At 67.5% G+C, this 22,789-nt stretch carries 19 protein-coding genes; 7 read left to right on the top strand and 12 right to left on the bottom strand.

The window, feature by feature from the left end; all coding sequences use genetic code 11:
* Positions 1–5: 5 nt before the first annotated feature.
* From BME24068_RS11230 to shiA, 3 genes are all read right to left on the bottom strand, one after another.
* The gene (locus BME24068_RS11230; protein ID WP_174926098.1) at positions 6–776 is read right to left on the bottom strand and encodes an IclR family transcriptional regulator domain-containing protein; all 771 of its coding nucleotides are present in this window, start codon (positions 774–776) and stop codon (positions 6–8) included.
* 262 nt (positions 777–1,038) lie between these two features.
* Complete coding sequence (locus BME24068_RS11225) at positions 1,039–2,340, bottom strand: UDP-N-acetylglucosamine 1-carboxyvinyltransferase (RefSeq protein WP_096498654.1); 1,302 nt, start codon at positions 2,338–2,340, stop codon at positions 1,039–1,041.
* A 218-nt stretch (positions 2,341–2,558) separates the two neighbouring features.
* Positions 2,559–3,866, bottom strand: a complete 1,308-nt coding sequence (shiA, locus tag BME24068_RS11220) for a shikimate transporter (RefSeq protein ID WP_096498652.1) — start codon at positions 3,864–3,866, stop codon at positions 2,559–2,561.
* A 357-nt stretch (positions 3,867–4,223) separates the two neighbouring features.
* Here shiA and BME24068_RS11215 point away from each other — a divergent pair, with 357 nt between their 5' ends.
* A complete protein-coding gene (locus BME24068_RS11215; protein ID WP_174926097.1) occupies positions 4,224–5,351 on the top strand; it encodes a 4-hydroxyphenylpyruvate dioxygenase family protein in 1,128 nt (375 codons plus the stop codon).
* Between the two features lie 62 nt (positions 5,352–5,413).
* Here the strand turns inward: BME24068_RS11215 and BME24068_RS11210 are convergent, their stop codons facing one another.
* From BME24068_RS11210 to BME24068_RS11190, 5 genes are all read right to left on the bottom strand, one after another.
* A complete protein-coding gene (locus BME24068_RS11210) occupies positions 5,414–6,649 on the bottom strand; it encodes an NADH:flavin oxidoreductase (RefSeq protein ID WP_174926096.1) in 1,236 nt (411 codons plus the stop codon).
* Between the two features lie 108 nt (positions 6,650–6,757).
* Positions 6,758–8,086, bottom strand: a complete 1,329-nt coding sequence (locus BME24068_RS11205) for a type II toxin-antitoxin system HipA family toxin (protein ID WP_174926095.1) — start codon at positions 8,084–8,086, stop codon at positions 6,758–6,760.
* Positions 8,087–8,088: 2 nt separating this feature from the next.
* Positions 8,089–8,508: a helix-turn-helix domain-containing protein gene (locus BME24068_RS11200; protein WP_174926094.1), complete on the bottom strand. Its 420-nt coding sequence runs from the start codon at positions 8,506–8,508 to the stop codon at positions 8,089–8,091.
* Positions 8,509–8,680: 172 nt separating this feature from the next.
* Entirely contained in the window at positions 8,681–9,796 is a 1,116-nt protein-coding gene (gene ribBA / locus BME24068_RS11195; RefSeq protein ID WP_174926093.1) for a bifunctional 3,4-dihydroxy-2-butanone-4-phosphate synthase/GTP cyclohydrolase II, read from the bottom strand.
* The gene (locus tag BME24068_RS11190) at positions 9,793–10,731 is read right to left on the bottom strand and encodes an alpha/beta hydrolase (RefSeq protein WP_174926092.1); all 939 of its coding nucleotides are present in this window, start codon (positions 10,729–10,731) and stop codon (positions 9,793–9,795) included. The genes ribBA and BME24068_RS11190 overlap by 4 nt, the downstream gene beginning before the upstream one ends.
* A 281-nt stretch (positions 10,732–11,012) precedes the next feature.
* On the opposite strand from BME24068_RS11190, the gene BME24068_RS11185 reads away from it, so the two are divergent.
* Positions 11,013–12,203 carry a helix-turn-helix transcriptional regulator gene (locus BME24068_RS11185; RefSeq protein WP_174926091.1) on the top strand — a complete coding sequence of 397 codons (1,191 nt, stop codon included), beginning with the start codon at positions 11,013–11,015 and terminating at the stop codon, positions 12,201–12,203.
* A gap of 219 nt (positions 12,204–12,422) precedes the next feature.
* Here BME24068_RS11185 and BME24068_RS11180 read toward each other — a convergent pair whose 3' ends face one another.
* From BME24068_RS11180 to BME24068_RS11170, 3 genes are all read right to left on the bottom strand, one after another.
* Positions 12,423–13,088, bottom strand: coding sequence for a cation diffusion facilitator family transporter (locus BME24068_RS11180; protein WP_096499305.1), 666 nt, complete (start codon positions 13,086–13,088; stop codon positions 12,423–12,425).
* A 270-nt stretch (positions 13,089–13,358) separates the two neighbouring features.
* Positions 13,359–13,739, bottom strand: a complete 381-nt coding sequence (locus BME24068_RS11175; RefSeq protein WP_174926090.1) for a histidine kinase — start codon at positions 13,737–13,739, stop codon at positions 13,359–13,361.
* 57 nt (positions 13,740–13,796) lie between these two features.
* The gene (locus BME24068_RS11170; RefSeq protein ID WP_096499303.1) at positions 13,797–14,534 is read right to left on the bottom strand and encodes a COG4705 family protein; all 738 of its coding nucleotides are present in this window, start codon (positions 14,532–14,534) and stop codon (positions 13,797–13,799) included.
* A gap of 396 nt (positions 14,535–14,930) precedes the next feature.
* Between BME24068_RS11170 and BME24068_RS11165 the strand changes: the two genes are divergently transcribed.
* The 4 genes from BME24068_RS11165 to BME24068_RS11150 all read left to right on the top strand — a co-directional run bounded on the left by BME24068_RS11165 (position 14,931) and on the right by BME24068_RS11150 (position 21,162).
* Positions 14,931–15,956, top strand: a complete 1,026-nt coding sequence (locus BME24068_RS11165; protein ID WP_174926218.1) for a DNA-binding protein — start codon at positions 14,931–14,933, stop codon at positions 15,954–15,956.
* Between the two features lie 562 nt (positions 15,957–16,518).
* Positions 16,519–19,260: a hypothetical protein gene (locus BME24068_RS11160; protein ID WP_174926089.1), complete on the top strand. Its 2,742-nt coding sequence runs from the start codon at positions 16,519–16,521 to the stop codon at positions 19,258–19,260.
* 258 nt (positions 19,261–19,518) lie between these two features.
* Complete coding sequence (locus BME24068_RS11155) at positions 19,519–20,580, top strand: hypothetical protein (RefSeq protein WP_174926088.1); 1,062 nt, start codon at positions 19,519–19,521, stop codon at positions 20,578–20,580.
* 108 nt (positions 20,581–20,688) lie between these two features.
* Positions 20,689–21,162, top strand: a complete 474-nt coding sequence (locus BME24068_RS11150) for a GNAT family N-acetyltransferase (RefSeq protein WP_096498628.1) — start codon at positions 20,689–20,691, stop codon at positions 21,160–21,162.
* 281 nt (positions 21,163–21,443) lie between these two features.
* Here the strand turns inward: BME24068_RS11150 and BME24068_RS11145 are convergent, their stop codons facing one another.
* Positions 21,444–21,842 carry a hypothetical protein gene (locus BME24068_RS11145; protein WP_162826178.1) on the bottom strand — a complete coding sequence of 133 codons (399 nt, stop codon included), beginning with the start codon at positions 21,840–21,842 and terminating at the stop codon, positions 21,444–21,446.
* Here BME24068_RS11145 and BME24068_RS11140 point away from each other — a divergent pair.
* Positions 21,831–22,445, top strand: coding sequence for a winged helix-turn-helix domain-containing protein (locus BME24068_RS11140; protein ID WP_174926087.1), 615 nt, complete (start codon positions 21,831–21,833; stop codon positions 22,443–22,445). The genes BME24068_RS11145 and BME24068_RS11140 overlap by 12 nt on opposite strands.
* Positions 22,446–22,789 lie beyond the last annotated feature (344 nt).

The raw sequence follows: 22,789 nt of genomic DNA, 5'->3' as shown, positions 1-22,789 counted from the left end.
CGCGCCTACAGCACGTTGAGCATCGCGAGCGCGGCTTCCTGCAGATGCGGCAGCACGCGGCGCACGGCCGCATCGGTCGTCTCGGCGCCGATCGGCATGTTCGTGCTCAGCGCGGCGACGACTTTGCCATGGCGGTTCTTCAGCGGCACCGCGATCCCGCGCACGCCGACCTGCAATTGCTGTTCGATCACCGCGTAGCCTGCGTCGCGGGCGCGGTCGACCTGTTCGAGCAGGCGCGCCTTGTTGGTGATCGTGTGCGGCGTGAACGGCGCGAGCGCCGTGTCGCCGAGCCACGTGCGGACGGCTTCCCGATCCGGATGATGCGCGAGCAACACGACGCCCGGCGACGTCAGCGGCGCCGGCACGCGCGCGCCGAGCACGAAGCCCGTCGTCATCACGCGCGACACGCCGTTGCGCGCGATGAACACGAGCTCCCATCCGTCGAGCACGCTCACGTACGCCGATTCGTTCAGCGACGCGCTCAGTTGCTGCAGATACGGCTGGACCGTGCGCGGCAGGCGCGCGGAGTCGAAGTACGACCAGCCGACCCGCAGCACGCGCGGCGTGAGGCCGTACAGCTTGCCGTCGGTGTACACGTAGCCGAGCGATTCGAGCGTCAGCAGGTAGCGGCGCGCGGCCGTGCGCGTGAGGCCGGTGCGGGCGGCGGCCTGGGTGGGCGTCATGCGCGCGTGCTGGCTGTCGAACGCCTCGAGGATCATCAGGCCTTTTTCGAGGCCGGCAATCCAGTCGCGTCGGTCGAGTTCGGGCTTTTTCATCGTTGGTGAGGCGCCGGGTAAGGCAGTCGGTGGGCGGTGTTCGCGCAGGAGTGAGCGATTATCGCGCAGATCGAAAATCGTGCGAATACGGTCGTGGTGCTGGAAGCGGGGTGCGGGGCGGAGAAAGGTGCCGGGGTGGCACCAGCGTGGCAGTCGGAGGGGGCGCTGCCAGGGGGAATCACCCGGCGGTCGGTGGAAGCTGCCGGGCGAGTGCGAACGGGGGAGCGGCGCGAACGTCAGTCGCGCCGCATCCGGAAGGACGTTACTCGCTGCTCGTCCACTCGACGTTCGCACCGACCGAACGCAGGTTTTCGACGAAATGCGGATGCGCGCGGCGGATCGGCAGCGCGTTCATGATTTCCGAACGGCCTTCGATGCTCGCGGCCACCATCAGCAGCGCGATCGCGACGCGGATGATGTAAGGGCTTTCGACGCGCGCCGGCGTCAGTTGCAGCCCGCCGAACGTGATCAGGCGGTGCGGATCCGACAGCAGCACATGCGCGCCGAACTTCGACAGTTCGCCGGACCAGCCGAGCGCGCCGTCATAGACCTTGTTCCAGAACATCGCGCTGCCTTCCGCACGCACGCCGAGCGCGATGAAGATCGGCAGCAGGTCGACCGGCAGGTACGGCCACGGTGCGGCTTCGACCTTGGTCAGGATGTTCTGCGTGAACGGCCGGCGCACGCGCAGCGGGCCGTCGCGTTCCGCGCGCGACCAGCCGTCGCGGTGCGTGACGTTCACGCCGAACTTCGCGAACGTGCGGTCGATCAGCGGGAAATGCTCCGGCGACGAGTTGCGCACCGTGATGTCGCCGCCCGTGATCGCGCCGAGCGCGAGGAACGTCGCGATTTCATGGAAATCCTCGGCGAAGCGGAATTCGCCGCCGCCGAGCTTGCCGCCGCCCGTCACGCACAGGCGCGACGTGCCGATGCCCTCGATCGTGACGCCGATCATCGCCAGGAACTGGCAGAACTCCTGCACGTGCGGCTCGGACGCCGCGTTCATCAGCGTGGACGTGCCGCCTGCAGCCGTTGCGCACAGCGCGAAGTTTTCGGTGGTCGTCACCGACGCGTAGTCGAACCAGTGGTCGTTGGCCGTCAGCGGGCCGTCGGCGCGGACGATCAGCGAATCGGGCGTGCGCTCGATGTGTGCGCCGAAGCGCTCGAACACTTCGACGTGCGGATCGATTTCGCGCACGCCGAGCGTGCAGCCCTTCACGTCGTTCTCGAGGCGCGCGACGCCGAAGCGCGCGAGCAGCGGCGGAATCAGCATGATCGACGAGCGCATCGCTTCCGGTAGCCGGTGGACGGCCGGATCGAACGTCGTGTTGCGATGGTGGAGTTCGAGGATGCCTGTCGTGAAGTCGACCGACACGTCGCTGCCCAGCGCGCGGAAGATGTCGAGGATCTTTCGCACATCGGTGATGTCCGGCACGCCGACGAGGCGCAGCGGCTGATCGGTCAACAGGGTGGCGCACAGAATCGGCAGGACGGCGTTCTTGTTCGCGGACGGCTTGATGTCCCCGCGCAGCGGGGTGCCGCCGTGGACGATGAGATTCGACATGATATGGGGGCGTATCGGTGACTGACGTAGGCCCATATGATGCCATTGGTCGGCGGGCGGCGTGGAATGTTCAGAGGGGAAAAAGGGGTTCTGCGCGTGTGATTGACGGTGTTTGACGTTGGGGGATGCTCAGGCCCTCCGGTTTGCCCGAGGAGGATGGCTCGCGAGGAAATGGCCGGCCGCGTACCGCGCCGGCCATTCAGTCTCAGTCCGCCTGACTACTGCGCCGCCCGCATCCGCGCGGCGACCACCAGCGAGATCAGGCAGCCCACTGCGAGATAGCCGGCGACGAGGTGCCACGAGCCGCCGGCCATGCTGACGAGGGCCACGGCGATGAACGGCGTGAACCCGCCGCCGACGACGCTCGCGAACTGGTAGCCGACGCCCGCGCCGCTGTAGCGGTATTCCGCGCCGAACAGCTCGGTGAAGAGCGGTTGTTGCACGCTGACGACCATGTCATGCGCGGCATTCGCCAGCAGGATCGAGCAGATCACGATCCATACGGTCGAGCGCGACTCCAGCGCGACGAAGAACGGCACCGCCGCCGCGACGCCGATCAGCGCGCCGATCAGGTAGATGCGGCGCAGGCCGAAGCGGTCGGCCAGCCACGCGAAGCACGGGATCGTCACGCAGCTCACCGCGCCGACCAGCAGGCCGATGTTCAGGAACAGATCGCGCGACATGCCCAGGTTCGTCGTCGAGTAGCTGAGCGCGAACGCGGTGACGATATACATCGTGAACAGCTCGGCAAGACGCAGCGCGATGATCAGCAGGAACGCCTTCGGATGACGCGTCAGCGCTTCGAGCACCGGCAGGCGCAGCTTGCGGTTGCCGTGCTCGACCTTCTCGACGAATTCCTGCGACTCGTCCATGCTCTTGCGGACCCACAGCCCGATCAAAACCAGCACGATGCTGAACAGGAACGGCAGGCGCCAGCCCCACGACTTGAACGAGGCTTCGCCGAGCGTGTGGCTCAGGATCGACACGATCCCCGTGGCCAGCACGAGCCCGACGCCGTAGCCGACCTGCACGCCACTGCTGTAGAACGCCTTTTTCTGCTTCGGCGCGCTCTCGACGGCCATCAGTGCCGCGCCGCCCCATTCGCCGCCGACCGCGAAGCCCTGGATCGCACGCATCAGCACCAGCAGCACGGGCGCCCACCAGCCGATCGTCGCGAAGCCGGGCAACAGGCCGATCGCGACGGTCGACAGCCCCATCAGCATCACGGTCAGCACCAGCATCCGCTTGCGGCCGAGGCGGTCGCCGTAGTGGCCGAACACGACGCCGCCGAGCGGCCGGAACAGGAAGCCGACGCCAAACGTCGCGAACGCGGCGAGCGTGCCCATCGTCGGGCTGATTTTCGGGAAGAATTCGGAGTTGAATACGAGTGCTGCGACGATCCCGTACAACAGGAAGTCGTACCAGTCGACGACGGCGCCGACGAAGCTGCCGATCGCGGCCTTGCGGGCCTGACTGCGCGCTCGGGCACTGGCGGCGGTGTCGAGGGTGTCGAAGGTTGGGGTCATGACGAAGTCTCCTGGCACGGCGCATCGTGGAATCGTGGCGGCGCCGCGTCCGATGCTGTATTGAAGTCGAAGGGTGAACGGAGAATAGGGCGCGCGCCGCGTCCCGGCAATTGGCCGATCGGTCAAAGTGCGCGATTATCGTTCGGCAACGTGCGATTATCGAACGATTTTCGGGTTTGCACTAGGCGGCGCGCCAATATCCCGTTCGGCCAGGGTGTGCCGCAGTGAACGATCTGGTTAAAATCTGCACCATTAAAAGTTTGCCCGATCCGCGTGGATATCCGGCCGTCTCATCGGCCGGGTAGGCCGCCCGCACCGGGCGCCGTCCCCATCGACCGCCTGCCTCCGGAGAATGGAATGCCCGGTAATGCCCACCCCCTGTCCAGCGATACGCCGCCCGTTGCCGATCCGGCTGCCAATCCGCTCGGAATGGCCGGCCTGGAATTCGTCGAGTTCGCGGCGCCGGTTCCGGAAGCGCTCGCACAACGCTTCGAGCAGCTCGGGTTCAAGGCGATCGCGCGTCACGTCAGCAAGAACGTCACGCTGTACCGGCAAGGGCAGATGCAGTTCCTGATCAACGCCGAACCCGATTCGTTCGCCGCGCGCTATGCGGAGGAATATGGAATGGGCGTCTGCGCAATCGGCATTCGCGTGGCCAGCGCGCGGCGCTCGTTCGAGCGCGCGATCGAGCTGGGCGCGTGGGCGTTCGAGGGCGAGCGGATCGGCGTCGGCGAACTGAAGATTCCGGCGATTCAGGGCATCGGCGATTCGCACCTCTATTTCGTCGACCGCTGGCGCGGGCGCGACGGCCAGCGCGGCGGCGTCGGCGACATCTCGATCTTCGACGTCGACTTCCGGCCGATCGACATCGCGACCGCACATACCGATCTCGACTGCGCGGGCACGGGCCTGCAGCAGGTCGACCACTTCACGCAGACGGTCGGCGCGGGGCGCATGCGCGAGTGGCTCGACTTTTATCATGACCTGCTGCACTTCCGCGAAATCCACGAAATCGACGCGCACTGGCATGTGTCCGAAGAGTCGCGCGTGATGGTGTCGCCGTGCGGCGCGGTGCGCATTCCGGTCTATGAAGAAGGCACGCGGCGCACCGAGCTGATGCACGCGTATCTGCCGGATCATCCGGGCGAAGGTGTCCAGCACGTCGCGCTCTCGACCGACGACATCCTGGCGAGCGTCGATGCGCTGCGCGCGAACGGTGTCGAGTTCATCGAGCCGCCCGCACGCTATTACGACGAGGTCGATGCGCGGCTGCCGGGGCACGGTGTCGATCTCGACGCGCTGCGTCGGCGCGCGGTGCTGGTCGACGGCGAAATCGGCGGCGACGGCGTGCCGCGCCTGTTCTTCCAGACCTTCGTCAAGCGCCGGCCCGGCGAGATCTTCTTCGAGATCGTGCAGCGCAAAGGGCACCACGGGTTCGGGGAAGGCAACCTCGCGGCGCTCGCCCGCGCCCGCGACGCCGGCTGATCGACGGCTGCCGCCGTCTCGGCCTGCGGTACGCAGCAAGCAGCGTTACACGCCGCCGAACGTCACGCGCCGGCGGCCGGCACGCGGTTCGGCGCCGGATCGTTCGGCTCGCGGAGCACGCATGCGGTGCCGCCCGGCGTGTACATCGACACGACGCAGCGGTTGCACGACGTGCAGCCCGACCGGGCAAGCCGGCCGTCGCGCAGCCCGTTCACGAAATCCGGCTCGAACACGAGCGCGCGGGCCAGCGCGACCGCGTCGAACCCTTCGCGCATCGCCAGCGCGACGTTCTCGCGCGAGCGCACGCCGCCGAGATACGCGAGCGGCATCCGGACGGCCGCGCGCACCTTCCTCGAATGCTCGAGGAAGTACATGTCGCGAAACGCGCCCATCTTCGGCTCGGTGAGTTTCTGTAGCGCCATCGCGGCGCGCACGATCGCATTGTCGGCATTCGCGCGCGCATCGCCGGGCAGCGGACTGCCGAACAACTGCCACACCGACTCGACGTTCATTCCGCCGCTCAGCACGAGCAGGTGCGCGCCTTCCGCTTCGAGCAGCCGCGCGATCTCGCTCGCGTCGTCGGCCGTCCCGCCGCCGCGCACGCCTTCGGTCACGCCGATCTTGCACACCACGGCGAGATCGCGGCCCACCGCGTCGAGCACGCGGCGCAGCACCTCCACGGGGAACGCCGCGCGTCGCGCCGCATCGCCGCCGTACGCATCGCGGCGGCGGTTGTACAGCGGCGACAGGAACTGGCTCAGCAGATAGCCGTGCCCCATGTGGATTTCGACGGCATCGAACCCGGCGTCGCGCGCATGCCGCGCCGCGCGCGCGAATTCGCCGGCGATGGCCGTCATCTGATCGCGCGTCATCGCCTGCTTCAGAAAGCGGCCGCTCATCACGCCGACCTTGTTGAAACCGCCCGACGCGCTCAACGGCCGCTTCGTCGACAGCGACGGCAGGAACGTGAAGCAGCCGCCGTGCGTGATCTGCGCGGACGCCGCCGCGCCGTGCCGATGAACCGCGTCGGTGAGCGCGCGGAATTGCCGGACCGTCGGCGCGTCGAGCTGCGCCTGGTCGACGAACGTACGGCCGTCGTCGCTGATCGCGCAGTACGCGACGGTCGTCAGCGCAGCGCCGCCCTCGGCGATGCGCTCGTGAAACCGCACCAGCGCGCGCGACGGCACGCCGTTCGGCGTCATGCCTTCGTTGGTCGCCGACTTGATCAGCCGGTTGCGCAGCGTCAGCGGGCCGATCTGCAGCGGGGTGAACGCGGTATCGAGGGCAGCATGTTCCATGTCGGGCGGGCATCGGGAATGGGCACGGCGACCATTGTGCGCAGTCGGTAGCGGCCCGCATCGTCCGCGTGGATGACCTGCGGCGATGGCCGCGGGCGCGCCGTGCGATCAGCCGCCCAGCTTGCGCGCCTGGCGGCGCATGCCGTCGAAGATCGCATCGGCGACGTCCGCCGGGAAATCCGCCGGAATGCGCGACGCGACGTCGGCGATCGCCGGTTCGGTGCGCGCGGCCACATCGGCCATGGCCGCGCGGACGTCGTCTTCGGTCAGGCCGACGCGCGCGCCTTGCGCGATCCAGTGGCGCGGCTGGATGTCGCCGATCACGTAGTGACGATTCTTCCCGCACACGGCCATGGCGAGCCGCGCGCGGTGCGGCGACAACTGGTTGCGCCGCGTGCCGATGATCGGATGCGCGGACAGCACGTCGTACAGCGGCGTGCTGCGATACGTGTTGCCCGGCAGATGCGCGATGCTGAAGTTTTTCGCATGGCCGTCGATCGCGGCGAGCACCCAGAACACGAGCTGCGCGATGAAGAAATGCCGGCGGTCCTGCGCGGCGTCGGCGGAATTCGCGAGGATGCCCATGATCGTCGCGATCCCCGGGCCGCCGTCGGACTCGTATTTCGCGCCCGACGGCGTGCCGGTCGCCTGGCACATGTCCTCCTGCGGCAGCCGCAGGATCCACGTGCCGTCGCGCGAAGGCCGGCGGTCGAATCGCTCGACGATCAGCGCCTTCTGGTCGTCGAACCGGCCGATGTCGCACGACGCGACCGGCAGGCCGTACGCGGCGACGAGCTTCGAGCACAGCCATTCGTTCTCGACCGAGGTTCGCATGTCGGCCTGCATGTTCCCGACGCGTCCGAGCGGCAGCTTGAAGATATGCGTGGTCGGCGTGCTGCCCGACGGCAGCAGCCAGCGCTCGCCGTGGCGCAGCAGCGCGGTCTTTTCCTGCGCACCGGCGATCGACAGGCGCAGCTCGCCGTCCGGCTCCGGGTGGCCGGGCAGCGGCGCGGCGGTCGCGTGGCGCAGCACGTCGGCCACGGCTGCGTCGTCGAGTGCGATGCCGTCGATGGCTTCCAGGTCGACGGGCATTTCGTCGGGCGGCAGCAGCTGCAGCGCGCCGACGCAATCGCGGCCGATCGACGCGAGCAGTTCGAACGGCGCCGTCGACCCGAGCCGGTAGCGCTGCGCGATGCGGCGGCGGATCGGCTGGCTGTCGGGCAGCAGGTTGTCGAAGTAGTCGGCGACGACCGCGCCCTGGTGCGGCTGGTTGCCGGGCGTGAACGGCAACGACAGCGACAACGGACGCCCCTGCGGATCGTCGACCCAGGGCGGCAGGTAGACGAGGCGTTCGATGCCGCGCCGGACTTCCCAGTAACCGACCGGGATGCCGTTCATCCACAGGTCGAGACGGTCGTGGCGGGGGCGGCGGGCCATCGTCACCAGTCCTCCCGTTTCGGGCCGCGGGGCTTGCCGGGCGTCGCCGCGGCAGGCCGTTTTCGCGACGCGGCGGCCGGGGGCTTGGCGGCGGCCGGCGAGCGGGCCGCGGGGGTATCGGCCGCATGCGGGGGCGAACGCCGGCGCGTGGCCGGCACGCGCGCGGGATCGGGATCGGCGGCATCGGGGGCGGGCGCATCGTCGGGCGTGCCCGGCTCGAGCATCAGGCGAACGCCGAGCACGTTCAGCACCTTGAACAGCCGATCGATACTGACGGCGGACGGATTGGCTTCGAGTTGCGCATACGACTGTTGCGTGACGCCGAGGCGGGCCGCGAGCTGCGCCTGCGTGAACCCCGCCGACTTCCGGAAGCCGACGAGGATCGGGCGCAACTGGCTCAAGGTCTGGACAGGGAATGCCATGGGCTCTCCGCGAAATGACAGGCGATCGCTTGTAATCGGAAAATACAGTCTATGGCATGTATCGTCAAAATACAAACCCGAGACTGTATTTCATGAAAACAAACGATAGCTTGTCGTGCGGAAACCCGCAGGCAAGGGCGGCAATGCGCCCCGCGCGGTCGTCAGCCGTGCGTCATGCCGCCCGCAGCGGGGCGGCCCGCGCGCTTTCCGGATCATCGTCGCCGAGCGGGATGAACGCCATGATCTCGAGGTCGTGCCCCGACAGCGCCGGCAGCCGGAACGGGCTCGACAGCACGTTCAGACGCCGCACGCCGAGCTCGCGCAGGATCTGCGAGCCGATCCCCGTCACGCGGCCGTCGCGGCGCGCATGGGCGGCAGGCGTGCGCGTCGCGTCGCCGCGCATGTCGCAGTCGAGCAGCACCGCGACGCCGCAGCCCGCCGCGTCGATCCGCTGCAGCGCAGCGTGCAGCGGCCACGAATGCGCGGACGGTTCCGCGTCGAGCAGGTCGAGCAGCGAATGGCATTCGTGCACGCGCGTCAGCACGGGGGTCGCCGGGTCCGGCTCGCCGCGCACCAGCGCGAGATGCGGCGCGCCGTGCACGGTGTCGCGATATTCGATCGCGCGGAATCGTCCCCACGGCGTATGCAGCGGCCGTTCGCCGATGCGTTCGACGAGCGATTCGTGCTCGCGGCGGTAATGGATCAGGTCCGCGATCGTGCCGATCTTCAGCCCGTGATGCGCGGCGAACGCCTTCAGCTCGGGCAGTCGCGCCATCGTGCCGTCGTCGTTCATCACCTCGCAGATCACCGACGCGGGCGTGAGTCCGGCCAGCGCCGCGAGATCGCAGCCGGCTTCCGTGTGCCCCGCGCGCACCAGCACGCCGCCCGGGCGCGCGGCGATCGGAAACACGTGGCCGGGCTGCACGAGATCGTCGGCGCGCGCGCCCGGGCGAACCGCCGCGCGGACCGTCCGCGCGCGGTCGGCGGCCGAGATGCCGGTCGTCACGCCGTCGGCCGCTTCGATGCTGACGGTGAACGCGGTCCCGAACGGCGTGCCGTTGTGATCGGCCATCGGCGGCAGGCGCAGTTGCTCGCAGCGCTCGGCCGTCAGCGTCAGGCAGATCAGCCCGCGGCCGAAGCGCGCCATGAAGTTGATCGCTTCGGGCGTCACGTGATCGGCGGCGATCACGAGATCGCCTTCGTTTTCGCGATCCTCTTCGTCGACGAGCAGAACCATCCGCCCCGCGCGCAATTCGTCGACGATTTCCGGCGTGCCGGCGAGCGTCATTGCGCCTCCGTTGCGTCGAACGCGCGGCGCAGCGCAGCGGCGCCGAACGTCAGCACGCGATCGGCGGCATCGACCGCGCCGAGCATGCTCGCGAAGCCGTGCAACTGGCCCGGCCAGCGCACGAGCGACACCGGCGTGCCGGCCTGTGCGAGACGCAGCGCGTATGCCTCGGCTTCGTCGCGCAGCGGGTCGAATTCGGCGCTGACGATGGTGGCCGGCGCCGCGCCCGACAGATCCGGCGCGGCGAGCGGGCTCGCGAGCGGCGACGCGCGATCGGCGCCGTCGTCGAAATAGTGACGCTTGAACCAGCGCATCGCGTCCGCCGTCAGGAAATAGCCTTCGCCGAGCGATTCGTACGACGGATGCTCGGTCGCGCAATCGACGACCGGATACAGCAGCAACTGATGCGCGATCGCGATGCCCGAGCCGCGCAACTGCAGCGCGGCGACGGCGGCCAGGTTGCCGCCCGCGCTGTCGCCGGCGACGGCGATCGCGCCGGTGCGCGCGCCGAGATCGCGCGCGCTGGCGGCGGCCCAGCGCACGGCATCGCATGCATCGTGCGCGGCTGCCGGGAACCGTGCTTCGGGCGCAAGCCGGTAGTCGACCGACAGCACGAGCGTGCGCGCCCGTCGGGCGAGACTGCGGCACAGGTTCGCGTGCGAGTCGATCCCGCACGCGACGAAGCCGCCGCCGTGGAAGAACACGGTCAGCGGCAACGGCCCGTCGGCCTCGGGTCGATACAGCCGTGCGGACAACTCGCGACCGGGCGCGGGAATCTGCCAGTCCTCTTCGGCGGCAATCGCGTCGCCGGGCGCGAACGCGCCGCCCCCGGCGAGGCTCGCGCGGTAGGCGGGAACGGTCAGTCGATCGAAATCGATCGCGGGCGCTTGGGCGAGCGCGGCAAGCAGCGCCTGCGCCTGAGGGTCGAGCGGCATGGAAACTCCTGTCTGAATCGGGTGCGGTCGGAATCAGGTAAACCCGCGTCGCGGTTTTCCCTGAGCCCGCGCCGGAAGCTTGCCGGCACGGCCTGACGGGCATTCCAGCGCAGCACGCAGGGCGCCACATCATCCGATTGGACGATGGTTCGCGCGCCCGGATGGCCAAAGCTCACCCTTCAGTGAATGTCCCGATGACGCCGGAATTAAGACACGTCTTAATCATGGCGGCGCGGAAGAGTCGCACCGACAACAAGTCGCATGGAGGATGGAGCGTGCTGATGGAGACGAGATGGGCTCCGCAAGAGAGCCAGTCAACAAGCGAGGAAGCCGGCATCGGCGTCGCGGATTTCAGCGAACTGATGGCGCGCATCTACCAGGGGCCGATGGAAACGCCGCCGTGGGCGGGCGCGCTCGAGATGGTGCGCCGGCTGCTGCAGGCCAACTACGTGACGCTGATCCTGCGCGCGGCGGCGAGCGATCGTCGTGCGCCGCTGTCCGTGCATGCATCGGAGTTCGGCCCCGTCGTGCCGGGTGACGGCGAGGCGTCGTACAACAACTACTACTATTCGCTCGATCCGTTCGTCGGCCTGCCGGCCGATCGCGTGGTCACGGTCGACGACGTGTTCGGCGATACGGGCTGGCTGTCGAGCGAGCTGTACAAGCAGTTCCTGAAGCCGCAGGACGTGCGCTACATCCTCGGCGCGGACCTGCGCACGTCGTCGGGCGTCGAATGCCGGTTCCGCGTGTGCCGCAACCACGCGTCGAAGCAGTTCTCCGCGCGCGACAAGGCGATCTGCGCGCTGCTGCTGCCGCACCTGAAGCGCGCGGTCGAACTGCATTCGCGGCTCGATACGGCCGAGGTCGAGCGCTCGATCTACGCGAACGCGATCAACCGGATGCAGATCGGCACGATCACGCTCGACGAGAACGGCACGATCATCGACCTGAACAGCGTCGCCGACGAGATCCTGAAGCAGAACAACGGGCTGACGATTGCGCGCGGCACGATCGAGGCGACCGACGCGCAGGAGAACCGCACGCTCAAGCGGCTGATCCGCCACGCGGTGATGGGACACCACGGTACGGCCGCGGCGATCGTCGAGGCGATGCCGATCACGCGCGGCTTCGACAAGCCGCGTCTCGGATTGCTGGTGCGCACGGTGCTGCTGTCCGACTGGTCCGAGGACAACCGGCGGCGGCCGGCCGTCACGCTGTTTCTGCGCGACCCCGATCGCAAGCCGCAAGGCGCGCAGGAAATCATCCGCAAGCTGTTCGACCTGACGCCCGCCGAGACGTCGCTCGCGCTGCTGCTGACCAACGGGCTCACGCTCGAGGAGGCGGCCGAGGAATCGGGAATCAGCAAGAACACCGCGCGCACGCATCTGCGTGCCATCTTCTCGAAGACGGGCGTGACGCGCCAGGCGACGCTCGTGCGGATCCTGCTCGGGAGCGTGGTGCCGCTCGGTTGAGCGCGGGCGGCGCGTCTTGCTCCGCCGCATCGGTATCGGGCGCATTCGTGCGCCGATACATCGACTGCGGTCGACGTGCATGCGGCGGCAGGGCGATCGCGGCATCGTGTCGGACAAGAGGCTCGCGCGGTGCGAGCCTCTTTCGCTTCAGACCCGATGCAACCGATAGCGGGTATCGGGTGTTTCGCGACGTCGCGCGCAGCGATGCCGCTTGTATCGTCACGACCCGCGCGTCGAACGATTCGCCCACGCCGACAATGCCGGCCATTGCGCGCAACCGCGCCGGATGAAGCCCGCACCGGTGCGGATCACGATCGCGCCGATCGCGATCGCCGCGAGGTCGTCGAGACGGCCGAGACCGACCCATGCGGCGCTCATCGCGAGCGCCGCGAGCAACGCCGACAGTGCATCGGTGCGCACATGCCAGCCGCTCGCTTCGAGCAGCGCGGAGCCGGTTTCGCGCGCCTTGCGCAGCATCCAGCGCGACAGCGCGGCCTTGCCGGTCAGCGTGAACACGATCAGCGCGAGCGTCATCGCGCCGGGTTGCACGACCGGAGGCGCGTCGAAGCGGTTCGACGCATGCCAGATCATCTGCACGCCTGTCGCGACGAGCAGTGCGCCGAGCCCCGCCAGCGCGAGCGGCTCGTAGGTCGGGCGTCGCTCGGGCGGCAGCCGCGCGTCGAGCCGGCAGGCGACGAGGATCAGCGCGTCGGCCGCGAGATCGATCGCCGCGTGCGCGACGTCCGCGAGCAGGCCGGACGAATGCGCGGACCACGCCGCAGCAGCCTCGGCGGCGAGCAACAGCAGGTTGATCGCGAGACTGACGGCGAGGGCGCGGGACGTGGCCGCATAAACGTGGGGCGTGGCGCGCGACGTGCGCTGCATGGCGGATTCGTCTGTCGAAATCGTGGGACAGCCTCGAACGCTACCGGTCGACGATTGCAGGTACGTGACAGCGGCGGGATCGCCGGACCGGCCGGGACGCCACGATCGATCGAGGTCGCGCCGCGATACCGCCGATTGCGCGAACGCGAACGTGCCGTCGCATGGCATCGCGGTCGCAGCGCACGGGAACACACCGGGCGCGGCATTCCCGATGCGCGCATGCGCCGGCAACGAACACCCGGCTCGACCGGGCGCCCGTTGCCGCGCCGTTCATTTCAACAGCGCGAGCAGGTCGTCCAGCGATTGACGGCATGTCGCGGCGTCGGGCTTGTCGGCGCGCAGCGCGGCGAGTGCGCGGTCGATTGCCTTGTCGATCACGTGCCAGTCGGCCGCCGAACGCGGCTTCAGCGACGGCTCCGCATCGTCCCATTTCGTTTCGAGATCCTTGATGCGCGTTTTCGCGCCGGCCAGGTTGCCTGCATCGACGCGTTTCCTGGTGTCCGTCACGATGCTGCGGAACGCGGACAGGTCGCCGAGCTTCGCGGCGGTTGCCGTGGTTGCGGCATGGACGGACGGGACGAAGAGCGTCGAAGCGGGGCCTGCGGCGAGTGCGGCAACGACGGCGACGAGCATCAGCTTTCGGGTGCGCATTTCAATTCCTTTGAGTAGTCGGACGGAGGTGGACAACGGGGCAACGCAATACGGCGGTCATCGAACGCTCGCTTGCCGGTTGGCGAGCGTCGTGCAGGCGACCAGCAGCACGATCGACGTCAGGAACGCCGCGCTCGTCGTCGCGGTGCCGAGCCCGAGGCCGCCGTATTCGCGCGCCTGGGACAGGAAATCGCCGAGCGACGCGCCGAGCGGGCGCGTGAGGATGTAGGCGAGCCAGAACGCGAGCACGCGATTCGCGCCCATGCGCATCGCGACGGCTACCAGCGCGATCGCCGCGCCGAACGACACGATGCCGAGCCGGAATCCGAGGCCGAGCGCTTCGGTGGCGAGGTCGCCGGCGGCCGTGCCCAGCGCGAACGTCAGCAGGATCGCGGCCCAGTAGAACCCCTCGCGGCGCGTCGTCACGATGGTCTCGATCGACAACGTGTGCTCGCTGCGATACCAGAGCGCGAACAACGCCGCGAGCGCGACGGCGAAGCACGCGGTGCTCGCGTACAGGCTGACGCCGAGCCCGTCGGTCAGTGCGTCGGTGATCTGCGTGCCGACGATGCTGACCAGCACCACGTTGAGCCAGTACAGCCACGGCACGCAGGCTTTCGCGCGGAACTGCAGCACGAGCGCGATGACGAGCAGCGACGCCATCAACGCGTCGGTGACCGGCACGCCGAGGCCGGCGCGCACGGCGAGATAGTCGGCGCCGGTTTCACCGACGGTCGTCGACAGGATCTTGATGATCCAGAAGACGGCAGTGACGGCGGGCACCTTGTTCAGCATGGACGTCGATACGGCGGGCGGGCGCGGATTCACGGATCGCTCCTTGAAGAGGCGCCGTCATCCGGGGCGGCGCGGGTCGAAGGCCTCGGTCGAGGACTGGGCGCCACTATGCGGGCTGGATTCTTAACGGATGCTTATCGGGGGCGGCGCGGGTCGGCGGCGAGTTGGAAGCGGGCGGAACGGCGGGGGCTGACCGGGAGCGGCTTGGGGTAGCCGGGGTGAGGAGACGGAATACGCCAACGGGGACAACGAAGGCGGCGAGCGACATTCGGAAGTCACGACGCTTACCTCAATAATCTCAACATTATAGAAATAATGTCAAAACCGAGAACCTGAATCATTGGATATTTGACGGTTTACGTTATATTATTTACGAAATCTCCACCGCAACCGACCATGTCCGACCTCGCCGCCGACGAATCCCGCCTGATCGCCGAAATCGACCGCCTCAAGGCCGCTTTCCCGAAAACCCGCGAGCTGTACCGCGAGGTCTGCGCATTGATGTTCTTCCGCTTCGGGATCACGCCCACCGCGAACCGCCTGTACCAGCTCGTGCGCAAGGGCAGCATGAGCACGCCGACAGCGGTGCTCGGCGAGTTTTGGGCCGAGTTGCGGGAAAAGAGCCGCGTTCGTATCGAGCATCCGGATTTGCCGGCCGACCTGCAGGCCGCCGCAGGCGAACTCGTCGCCGCGCTCTGGAATCGTTCGAGTGCCGACGCGGCCGCCGCGCTCGACGCATTGCGCGCCGAAGTCGAAGCCGAACGCGCCGCGGCAAAAGCGGAAGTCGCCGCATTGCGGGCCGAACTGGCGCGCACTGAAACCGCACTCGAACAGCGCACGTCCGCGCTGCTTGCCGCGCAGGTCAGGATTCAGGAGCTCGAGCAGGCGAGGGCCGCGGACGAAGCGTCACGTCGGGCGCAGCAGGCGGAAATCGAACGCCTGCAGGCCGACAACGCGGAAGGCGACCGCGCACTGGCCCAGGCGCGCGCGGATTTCAGCACGCAGCTCGATCGTCTTCGCGACGATGCGAACCGCGCCGAAGAGCGCCTGCGCGCATCGGAGCGGCGGGCGCTTCAGGAGATCGACCGCGAACGCGTCGCGGCGGCACGGCTGCAGAAGGAACTCGATGGCATGACCAGCCGCGCCGAACAGCGCGACCTCGCGTATCGAAACGATCTTGCCGCGCGCCAGGCGCAACTCGGCGACGCGCTGCACCGGTGCGGCGTGCTTCAGGGGCAGCTCGACGGCGCGCAGGCGACCAATGCGGTGTACGGCAAGGAACTCGACGCACTGCGGCGGGAAAGGGCGGCGCTGGCGCGACGCGCAGCGGTGCGCGGCACCCAGTCCAAGGCAGCCCCGACCGTCCCCCGCGGCGACAAGCGAATGCGAGCGAAGAAGTCCACCGGCGAGACGTCGAACTGACGAACGCATCCACGAAGCGCGAGCCCGCGCTGACGCGCGCACGCCTTGGGCAGACAAGGCAGCCAGGGTGCGGGGCACCTGACCGCCGGCCCACTCTCTCAACTTGATCGGTACCGAGGCGGCAGCGGCGGCGCATCCGCCGGAATCGTCGCGAGTGGGATATCAGCCAACCTTGCGGCGAGCCGTTCGACTGCACCTGCGCGCCGACGTACGGCATCATCCGCGTCGTCTGATGGATCTGCGGCGTCCCGCCCGGGAGGGGGCGCGACGAAGATCGACGTCAGGTGCTTCCCGCCGTACGCCGACGCGCCGTACGTCGATCTGTTCCACAGCGTCCGCCGACGCGTTGCATGGTCGTCGTTGCGACGCGAGCGGCCTGCCTGCCAGCTATCGAGCCGGATGAACGTGTCGTCCGTGCCGGTGCCGGTGCCGGCGACAGCCCGTTCGCACGGCTTCGCAACGATGGTAATCGTTTCGGATCGAGACTGGATTCGGTCCCACGATATGACATCGTGGAGCGGCTTGCATCGAATCTGCCCCTGCCTTCTGCCGCGAGACTCCCATGTTCAAGAAGCTCACCACCGTATTGCCCTCGTTGCGGCAATCGGAGCGCACGACAGCGACGCCGACCGCCGACCGCGCGCCGCCCAAGGTGGTCAGTCAGAAGACATCGCTGAACGTGCAGCCGTCGATTCCGCTCGTCGGGCTGCAAAAGCAAAAGCAAAAGCAAAAGCCTGCGCCGGCGCTACGGCTTCCCGAGGCGACGGAGCCGGAAACCGACTGGAGCAAGGACGTGCACGCCGCGCTGGATGCGGTGATGCAACCCGACGTGACGCCTGTCACGTCGTCCGGTGGCTCGCGTCGCGCGGGATTCACCGTCCAGAAACAGCCGTCGACGCGCTCGAACGCGCCGCTCGATCCGGCGAAACCCAAGAGCCGCCCGATGAGCCGACCGCCGTCGATCGTCGACCTGGCGCGCAAGGACGACGCGTCCGGGACGTCGCACGTGCCGCCCGTCGTTGCTACGACGCTGCACGAAACGGAAACCGCGCCGACCACCAGGACGACGGAGGTTGTCGCAACCACCGACGCGGCCGAGACGGACCCGTACGCGGAACATACGGCGCGCCTTGCCCGCGTGTTCGACGAATTCTTCGGCGAGGCCGAGACACCGCCCGTCACATCCGCCCAATCGTCAACCGAAGCGCCGGCGGGGAAGTCGTCCGCCAAGGACAAGCACGCGCCGTTGGTGGCGAACGTGCCGCACGAGAAGATCGCCGAACAACTCGCGGCGGTGCACGCGTCCAACAAGGACTTCCGGGCCATGCTGGCCAATCGCGACATGGAACCGATCCCCAACGGCGGAAAGGGCAACAACTGCTCGATCTACTCGCTGGTGCAGTGCGCGGCACCGGATCTCGACGATGCAGCGCTGCATCAGGTAGTGGGCGAGATTCGCGCCGAATTCGACGCGGCCCACACGGGCGAAGCGGGACAGATGCTGCTGCTCGACGCCAACGAGGGCGGGCACGGCAAGGCGCTCGTGTCGCTCGTGAACAAGAGATTCGGCGTCGACATGCAGGTGGGCGTGGTGCAGGCGGGCGTCAGTCCCGAGCATCCGGTCACGACGCTCGGTCAGTTCCACGGCGAGCGTCCGTCCGGGCAGGCGAGAGCGCTTCGGGTCGTCGTCTGGGATCAGCACCGGCATTTCGAAGCGGTCACCAGCACGGCCGGGCAGGCAGTCGTGACGGCGGAGCCGAAGCTCGCGACGTCGACGACCGGCAAGGGCACCGAGGTGTCGCCGGCGCGGAAGTCATCCACGCCGCCGCACGTGACGACCACACACTCGACGACGGTCGAATCGACGTCGCCGGTAACCGCCACCGTCACGAAACAGGCGTCGGGCGGCCTGGGCACGAGCAAAAGCGAAGGCAAAGTCAAAGGCAAAAGCGACGACGAGCCGCCCGGAAAAAGCCACGACGGAACGTCGCCCGCGTCAACGAAGACGACGACCGAGGCAGCGACGGCGCGCCCGCACGGCGTCGCGCTGACGAAGCTCGTGCCGAACCCGAGCTCGGGCGCGAAGATTTTTCGAAAGCTCGGCCGCTGGATGCGGGTCGACAACGAGAACGCCGTCCCGCAGTTGCTGAACCGGACCAAGCCGGAAGGCGGCATCGTGCAGGGCCTGTCGAAGGCGCACATGACGACCACGGCGCCGTCCGCGCTGCAACTGGCGCATGAAAGCGTGAACGCGGTCTATGCGGCGCAGGAGCTGGGTTCGTCCGCGATGCGCAAGAGCCGCTACCAGGCGATGCTGAAGCAGTGGCCGGTCACCGACGACGAACCGAAAGTCAAGACGGGCGGCAGCGAGGTGCCGCTGTCGGAAATCGCCAGGCGCAAGGACTTCCAGTCGCGCTACGACCTGAAGGTCGCGATCCTGGGCCAGCCCGAAGGCGCCGAGCGCGAGCAGATGCTCGACGTGCTGACGGGACGTTATATCGCCGAGGTACAGGGCAAGAACCGGGTGGTCCGGTCCGCGATCAAGACGACCATGTCCGTGGTGGGCGTCGGGGCCGGTGTCGGCCTGGCGGTCGGTACGCACGGTGTCGCGCCCGCGGCGCTGGCAGGCGGCGCGATCCTGTCGGGGCGCGACCTGCTCGACAATCGCAAGGCCGCACATTCGCTCAAGCAGCACTATCGCGACAAGAAGATGGATGCGATCGACCATGGCGCGAGGCAGCATCGGTTGAAGAACAAGTACACAGGCGAACCGGGCGACGAGGAAAAGGCCGGTTGGGACAGCGTGCGCAAGGACGTCAACCAGCAGCGCATCAAGCGCTTCCTGCCGATCAAGTACGACATGTTCAACGAGCACAAGTCGACCGGCGAAAAGAAGCACGAGGTGGACCTCGTGAAGAAGCACGCCGCCGCGCGCGTGGCCGGCGCGGTCGAGGAGAGCCACGGCCGGCACTCGCTGGAGGATGCCTACATGAAGAGCAGCGGCGTGAACAAGAAGGCGCTGAAGCAGTTCTACCGCGACGCGGTCGACGCCGACCGGCGGGAAGACGGCGGCAGCGACATCGCTGCGGCCTTGCAACTGATGCGCGACCTCGGGATGTCGAAGATGGAAGCGATTTCGCATCTGCGGACCGCGGCGGCCGGCAATCTGACGCGGCCGAAAATCGATGACGAGGATGAGAAGAAGCGGCTGAAGGAGCATCCGGATGCGATCGTGAGGGCGATGATGCAATCGCCGAGCGACCATCTCGAATCGGCGATCGGTTCGGCAATGGGCCGGCGCTAGTGAGTCGGCGCGCGAAAAGCGTTGTCAGGCAATTGCCGACGATAGGTGAAGAAGCGCGCGATTATGGACGACTCGGTCATTATTTCCCTGTGCCGCGTATTAATCAGGTAATTATGACGAGCCATATTGCATTTCTAGCTTCGTATTTATGCGCGTCGATACGCACCGGTACGAATTTCGGATCGGACACTCCCCTATATTGGCCGCACGGGATGCAAGCCGGGTAAATACTTCCAATCCTAGACAGGAGTGTCTGACATGGCCTCGAATATCACCATCACCGTCAGTCCGTCGAATACCACGCCGACCGACTTCGGCAATTCCCAGGCCGGCGGCACATCGTCCGGCCAGCCTGCCAGCATCACGCTGGACGCCAGCTCGCTGGCCGCACTCCTGAAGCCTCAGGCCGGGGGCAACGGCGGGCTGGGCGGCGCCGGGCAGGGGCTGCACAACGTGAAGCTGAGCTCGGACAAGGGTACGGTGCAGGTGCAGATGGACAGCCAGGGCAACATCTACGACAAGAGCGGCAAGAGCATCGGCAAGCAGAATCAGGACGGTTCGATCACGTTCGACAGCGGCAAGAGCCCCGAGGCCGAGATCCTGGACACCGGGTCGACCAACGGCAAGCACCAGCCGCAAGGCCGCGACACGATCGACGCATCGGACGTGAGCGTGTCGGCGGGCGATCTGCGCGGCCCGAACGGCAACGGGAGCGGCGGCGATACCGGCGCGATTCCGGTGAATTACCAGCAGAACGGCAACCCGGACAGCGCGAACGGCGGCAACGGCACGCCCGACGGCGAGAACCTCAACCTCGGGCTGGGCGCCTCGCCGACCGGCGGCCAGACCATCACGATCTCGCTGGGCGACGACGGCACGCCGCAGAACGGCGCTCTGCCGCAATCGAACGTCCCGGTGTCCACGGGCGGGGGCGTGAACGGGCTGGGCGGCGCCGGGCAGGGGCTTCACAACGTGAAGCTGAGCACGGACAAGGGCACGGTGCAGGTGCAGATGGACAGCCAGGGCAACATCTACGACAAGAGCGGCAAGAGCATCGGCAAGCAGAATCAGGACGGTTCGATCACGTTCGACAGCGGCAAGAGCACCGCAGCCGAGATCCTGAACACCGGGTCGACCAACGGCAAGCACCAGCCGGAAGGCCGCGACACGATCGACGCGTCGGACGTGAGCGTGTCGGCCGGCGACCTGCGCGGCAGCCAGGGCGAGGCGCAGGACGCGAAGAACGGCCGCGAGGTCGAGCAACTCAGCCAGCTCGGGCTCGGCCCGGTGGATCCGAACGGTCAGACGGTCACCGTCTGACGCAGGCTGGCGCGATCGGGCCGGCCGGGGAAGGGAGGCGGCCGGGCGGAACGTTCCTGGAGTCGCGGCGGGCGCGGTGCGCCCGGCCGCAGTGTATTCGCGAATGGCATGAGACGGCTCATACTGGATCGAAGCGAGGACGTGATGAAATTCGTCGCGTCCTTGACGGGGGAAGCGCGTTATCCCAATTACGACGATGCGATCGGCCTCGAGAAGGACGGCCGGCTCGTCGCCGGCGTGGTGTATCAGGCCTACAACGGCCCCAACGTGGCGATGCATTTCGCCGTCGCGGGCTCGCCGCACGTCATCACGCCCGGGTTCGTCTGCGCGGCGTTCCGCTTCCCGTTCATTCTGCTGCGCTGCAACCGGATCAGCGGCTATGTCCGCGCCGACAATCTCGCCGCGCAACAGCTCGACGAGAATCTCGGCTTTCGACGCGAAGGCGTGATTCGCGAAGGGGCGTCCGACCGCACCGACTTCATTCTCTACGGCATGCTGAAACACGAGTGTCGCTTTCTCGAAGGCCGTTACCTGAGAGCGATGAACCGCGACCTGGCGCAGCCGGAAATCGTGACGTCATGACGCGTGCAAACACTGCCTCGGCAGGTACACTTCATGAAAGAGTCAGCAGAATTCCATATAATCGAATTAATGAATTTTTATTGGGGCGGAATAAGAGGTTTAAATCGTGTTAATCCGTCCGGTGGTTATTTGTTTACGAATAAAGCTAAACGGATTCAATGCAGCTTTTCCGGAGGAAATGCGCGCCCTGGTATTTCATGCCGACGGGCCGATACGGGATTTTTCTGATGACGGGATTCGCCATATGCGCGAAGCATCATCCTGACTTCACCTGATGTTTCTCACTCATGACCCGGGCAGGCCTGCCGGAGTTGTACGTTGCATCCATCGCATCCACCGTCGGCGACGCATCGTGTCCGTGTCGCGACAGTCGGGGCGTCCAGTTGCTGCAGTCGGAACCATGACATCGCTCCTCGCAAGACGCCGCCCGCCGGCCCGCATGGACGACGCATTTCCTGCCTGCTCATCCAGGAAGCGAGCTGATAATGAATCTTGCGGTTTTTTCCAAAGACATGGCGCGACGCGATGCAATTTGCAATCATCTCGCCGAAAACGGCATAGCCGTCGAACGGTTCGACGACGAAACGACCTTCGCCCGCGCGCTGACGCGCCGCGAATTCGATGCCATCCTCGTCAGCATGGAGCCCGGCATCGATCCGCAACATCCGGTGCTGGTTCATCGCGCATGCTATGGCGTGCAGCGCGCGCCGCTGATCGTGATCTGCTCGCCGGCCGACAGCATGGACGCAGTGGACCTGCTGGACTACGAATCGGACGAGATCGTGCTCGCGCCCGTCAACCTGCCGGAACTGCTGCTGCGCCTGCGGCTGACCAGCAAGCGCCTGCATTGCACGCGCAGCAGCGTGGACAAGGAGATCCTCGCGTGCGGCCCTTACCGGCTGGATCGTCATGCGTCGACGGTCAGCGTGGCGGGCGACGTGATCCGGCTCACGTCGCGCGAGTTCGCGATCGCGTGGATGCTGTTCTCGCAGCTCGACAAGTACGTCGGCCGCGCGGAAATCGCGCGGGCGGTGTGGGGCAGCCCGGAGGACATCGTCAGCCGGTCGCTCGAACAGCACATCTACAAGCTGCGCAAGAAGCTGCACCTGAACGGCGTGCACGGCGCGTACCTGCGCACGATGTATGCCGTCGGGTATCGCGTCTTCATCCAGCCTCCCGCACGCAGCGCCGCGCCGGTGCGGCAGCGCACGGCGATGCCCGTGCCCGCGTACGCCGATGACGGCGATGCGACGTTCGTCCGGCATGCGGCCGGCGGACGGTAACGCGCGATGCAACCACGCGCGACGACATCCCGATGCGGGGCCGGCCGTTTTTCGTGCCGCCAGTTCGTTGCGCACACAACCATAGTCGCCGCGCCGCAGGCGAACACGGACCGCCGTGGCGTCGCGGCCGCGCGCATTCGCCATCCTCGCGTGCTCGTCCTTTCCCATGCATTCGCACATTCCACCCGCGCGCTCAGGGGCTGAGGCCGTTCAGGCCGATGCCACCGTCGGGCCCGACGGTGCGCCCGGGGCGGCCGCCGCGCGGGACGCGGCGCAGGCCGACGGCGGCGTCCTGCAGATCCTGCGCGCGCGCATCGGCGGCGGTGGCGCGGAGCTGAAGGGCG

This window comes from Burkholderia anthina (assembly GCF_902498995.1).
GTDB lineage: Bacteria > Pseudomonadota > Gammaproteobacteria > Burkholderiales > Burkholderiaceae > Burkholderia > Burkholderia anthina.
Note: the sequence above shows the minus strand (reverse complement) of the source record. Positions and strands in the feature narration are given on the sequence as shown.

What these genes read in the sequence shown, in the direction of transcription:
- BME24068_RS11225 (WP_096498654.1), bottom strand. Translation starts at nt 2,340, where the DNA reads ATGTCGAATCTCATCGTCCACGGCGGCACCCCGCTGCGCGGGGACATC.
- BME24068_RS11230 (WP_174926098.1), bottom strand. Translation starts at nt 776, where the DNA reads ATGAAAAAGCCCGAACTCGACCGACGCGACTGGATTGCCGGCCTCGAA.
- BME24068_RS11215 (WP_174926097.1), top strand. Translation starts at nt 4,224, where the DNA reads ATGCCCGGTAATGCCCACCCCCTGTCCAGCGATACGCCGCCCGTTGCC.
- BME24068_RS11155 (WP_174926088.1), top strand. Translation starts at nt 19,519, where the DNA reads ATGGCCTCGAATATCACCATCACCGTCAGTCCGTCGAATACCACGCCG.
- BME24068_RS11165 (WP_174926218.1), top strand. Translation starts at nt 14,931, where the DNA reads ATGTCCGACCTCGCCGCCGACGAATCCCGCCTGATCGCCGAAATCGAC.
- BME24068_RS11160 (WP_174926089.1), top strand. Translation starts at nt 16,519, where the DNA reads ATGTTCAAGAAGCTCACCACCGTATTGCCCTCGTTGCGGCAATCGGAG.
- BME24068_RS11180 (WP_096499305.1), bottom strand. Translation starts at nt 13,088, where the DNA reads ATGCAGCGCACGTCGCGCGCCACGCCCCACGTTTATGCGGCCACGTCC.
- BME24068_RS11210 (WP_174926096.1), bottom strand. Translation starts at nt 6,649, where the DNA reads ATGGAACATGCTGCCCTCGATACCGCGTTCACCCCGCTGCAGATCGGC.
- BME24068_RS11170 (WP_096499303.1), bottom strand. Translation starts at nt 14,534, where the DNA reads ATGCTGAACAAGGTGCCCGCCGTCACTGCCGTCTTCTGGATCATCAAG.
- BME24068_RS11200 (WP_174926094.1), bottom strand. Translation starts at nt 8,508, where the DNA reads ATGGCATTCCCTGTCCAGACCTTGAGCCAGTTGCGCCCGATCCTCGTC.
- shiA (WP_096498652.1), bottom strand. Translation starts at nt 3,866, where the DNA reads ATGACCCCAACCTTCGACACCCTCGACACCGCCGCCAGTGCCCGAGCG.
- BME24068_RS11205 (WP_174926095.1), bottom strand. Translation starts at nt 8,086, where the DNA reads ATGGCCCGCCGCCCCCGCCACGACCGTCTCGACCTGTGGATGAACGGC.
- BME24068_RS11150 (WP_096498628.1), top strand. Translation starts at nt 20,689, where the DNA reads ATGAGACGGCTCATACTGGATCGAAGCGAGGACGTGATGAAATTCGTC.
- BME24068_RS11190 (WP_174926092.1), bottom strand. Translation starts at nt 10,731, where the DNA reads ATGCCGCTCGACCCTCAGGCGCAGGCGCTGCTTGCCGCGCTCGCCCAA.
- ribBA (WP_174926093.1), bottom strand. Translation starts at nt 9,796, where the DNA reads ATGACGCTCGCCGGCACGCCGGAAATCGTCGACGAATTGCGCGCGGGG.
- BME24068_RS11145 (WP_162826178.1), bottom strand. Translation starts at nt 21,842, where the DNA reads ATGAACCAGCACCGGATGTTGCGGATCGATGCCGGGCTCCATGCTGAC.
- BME24068_RS11175 (WP_174926090.1), bottom strand. Translation starts at nt 13,739, where the DNA reads ATGCGCACCCGAAAGCTGATGCTCGTCGCCGTCGTTGCCGCACTCGCC.
- BME24068_RS11185 (WP_174926091.1), top strand. Translation starts at nt 11,013, where the DNA reads ATGGAGACGAGATGGGCTCCGCAAGAGAGCCAGTCAACAAGCGAGGAA.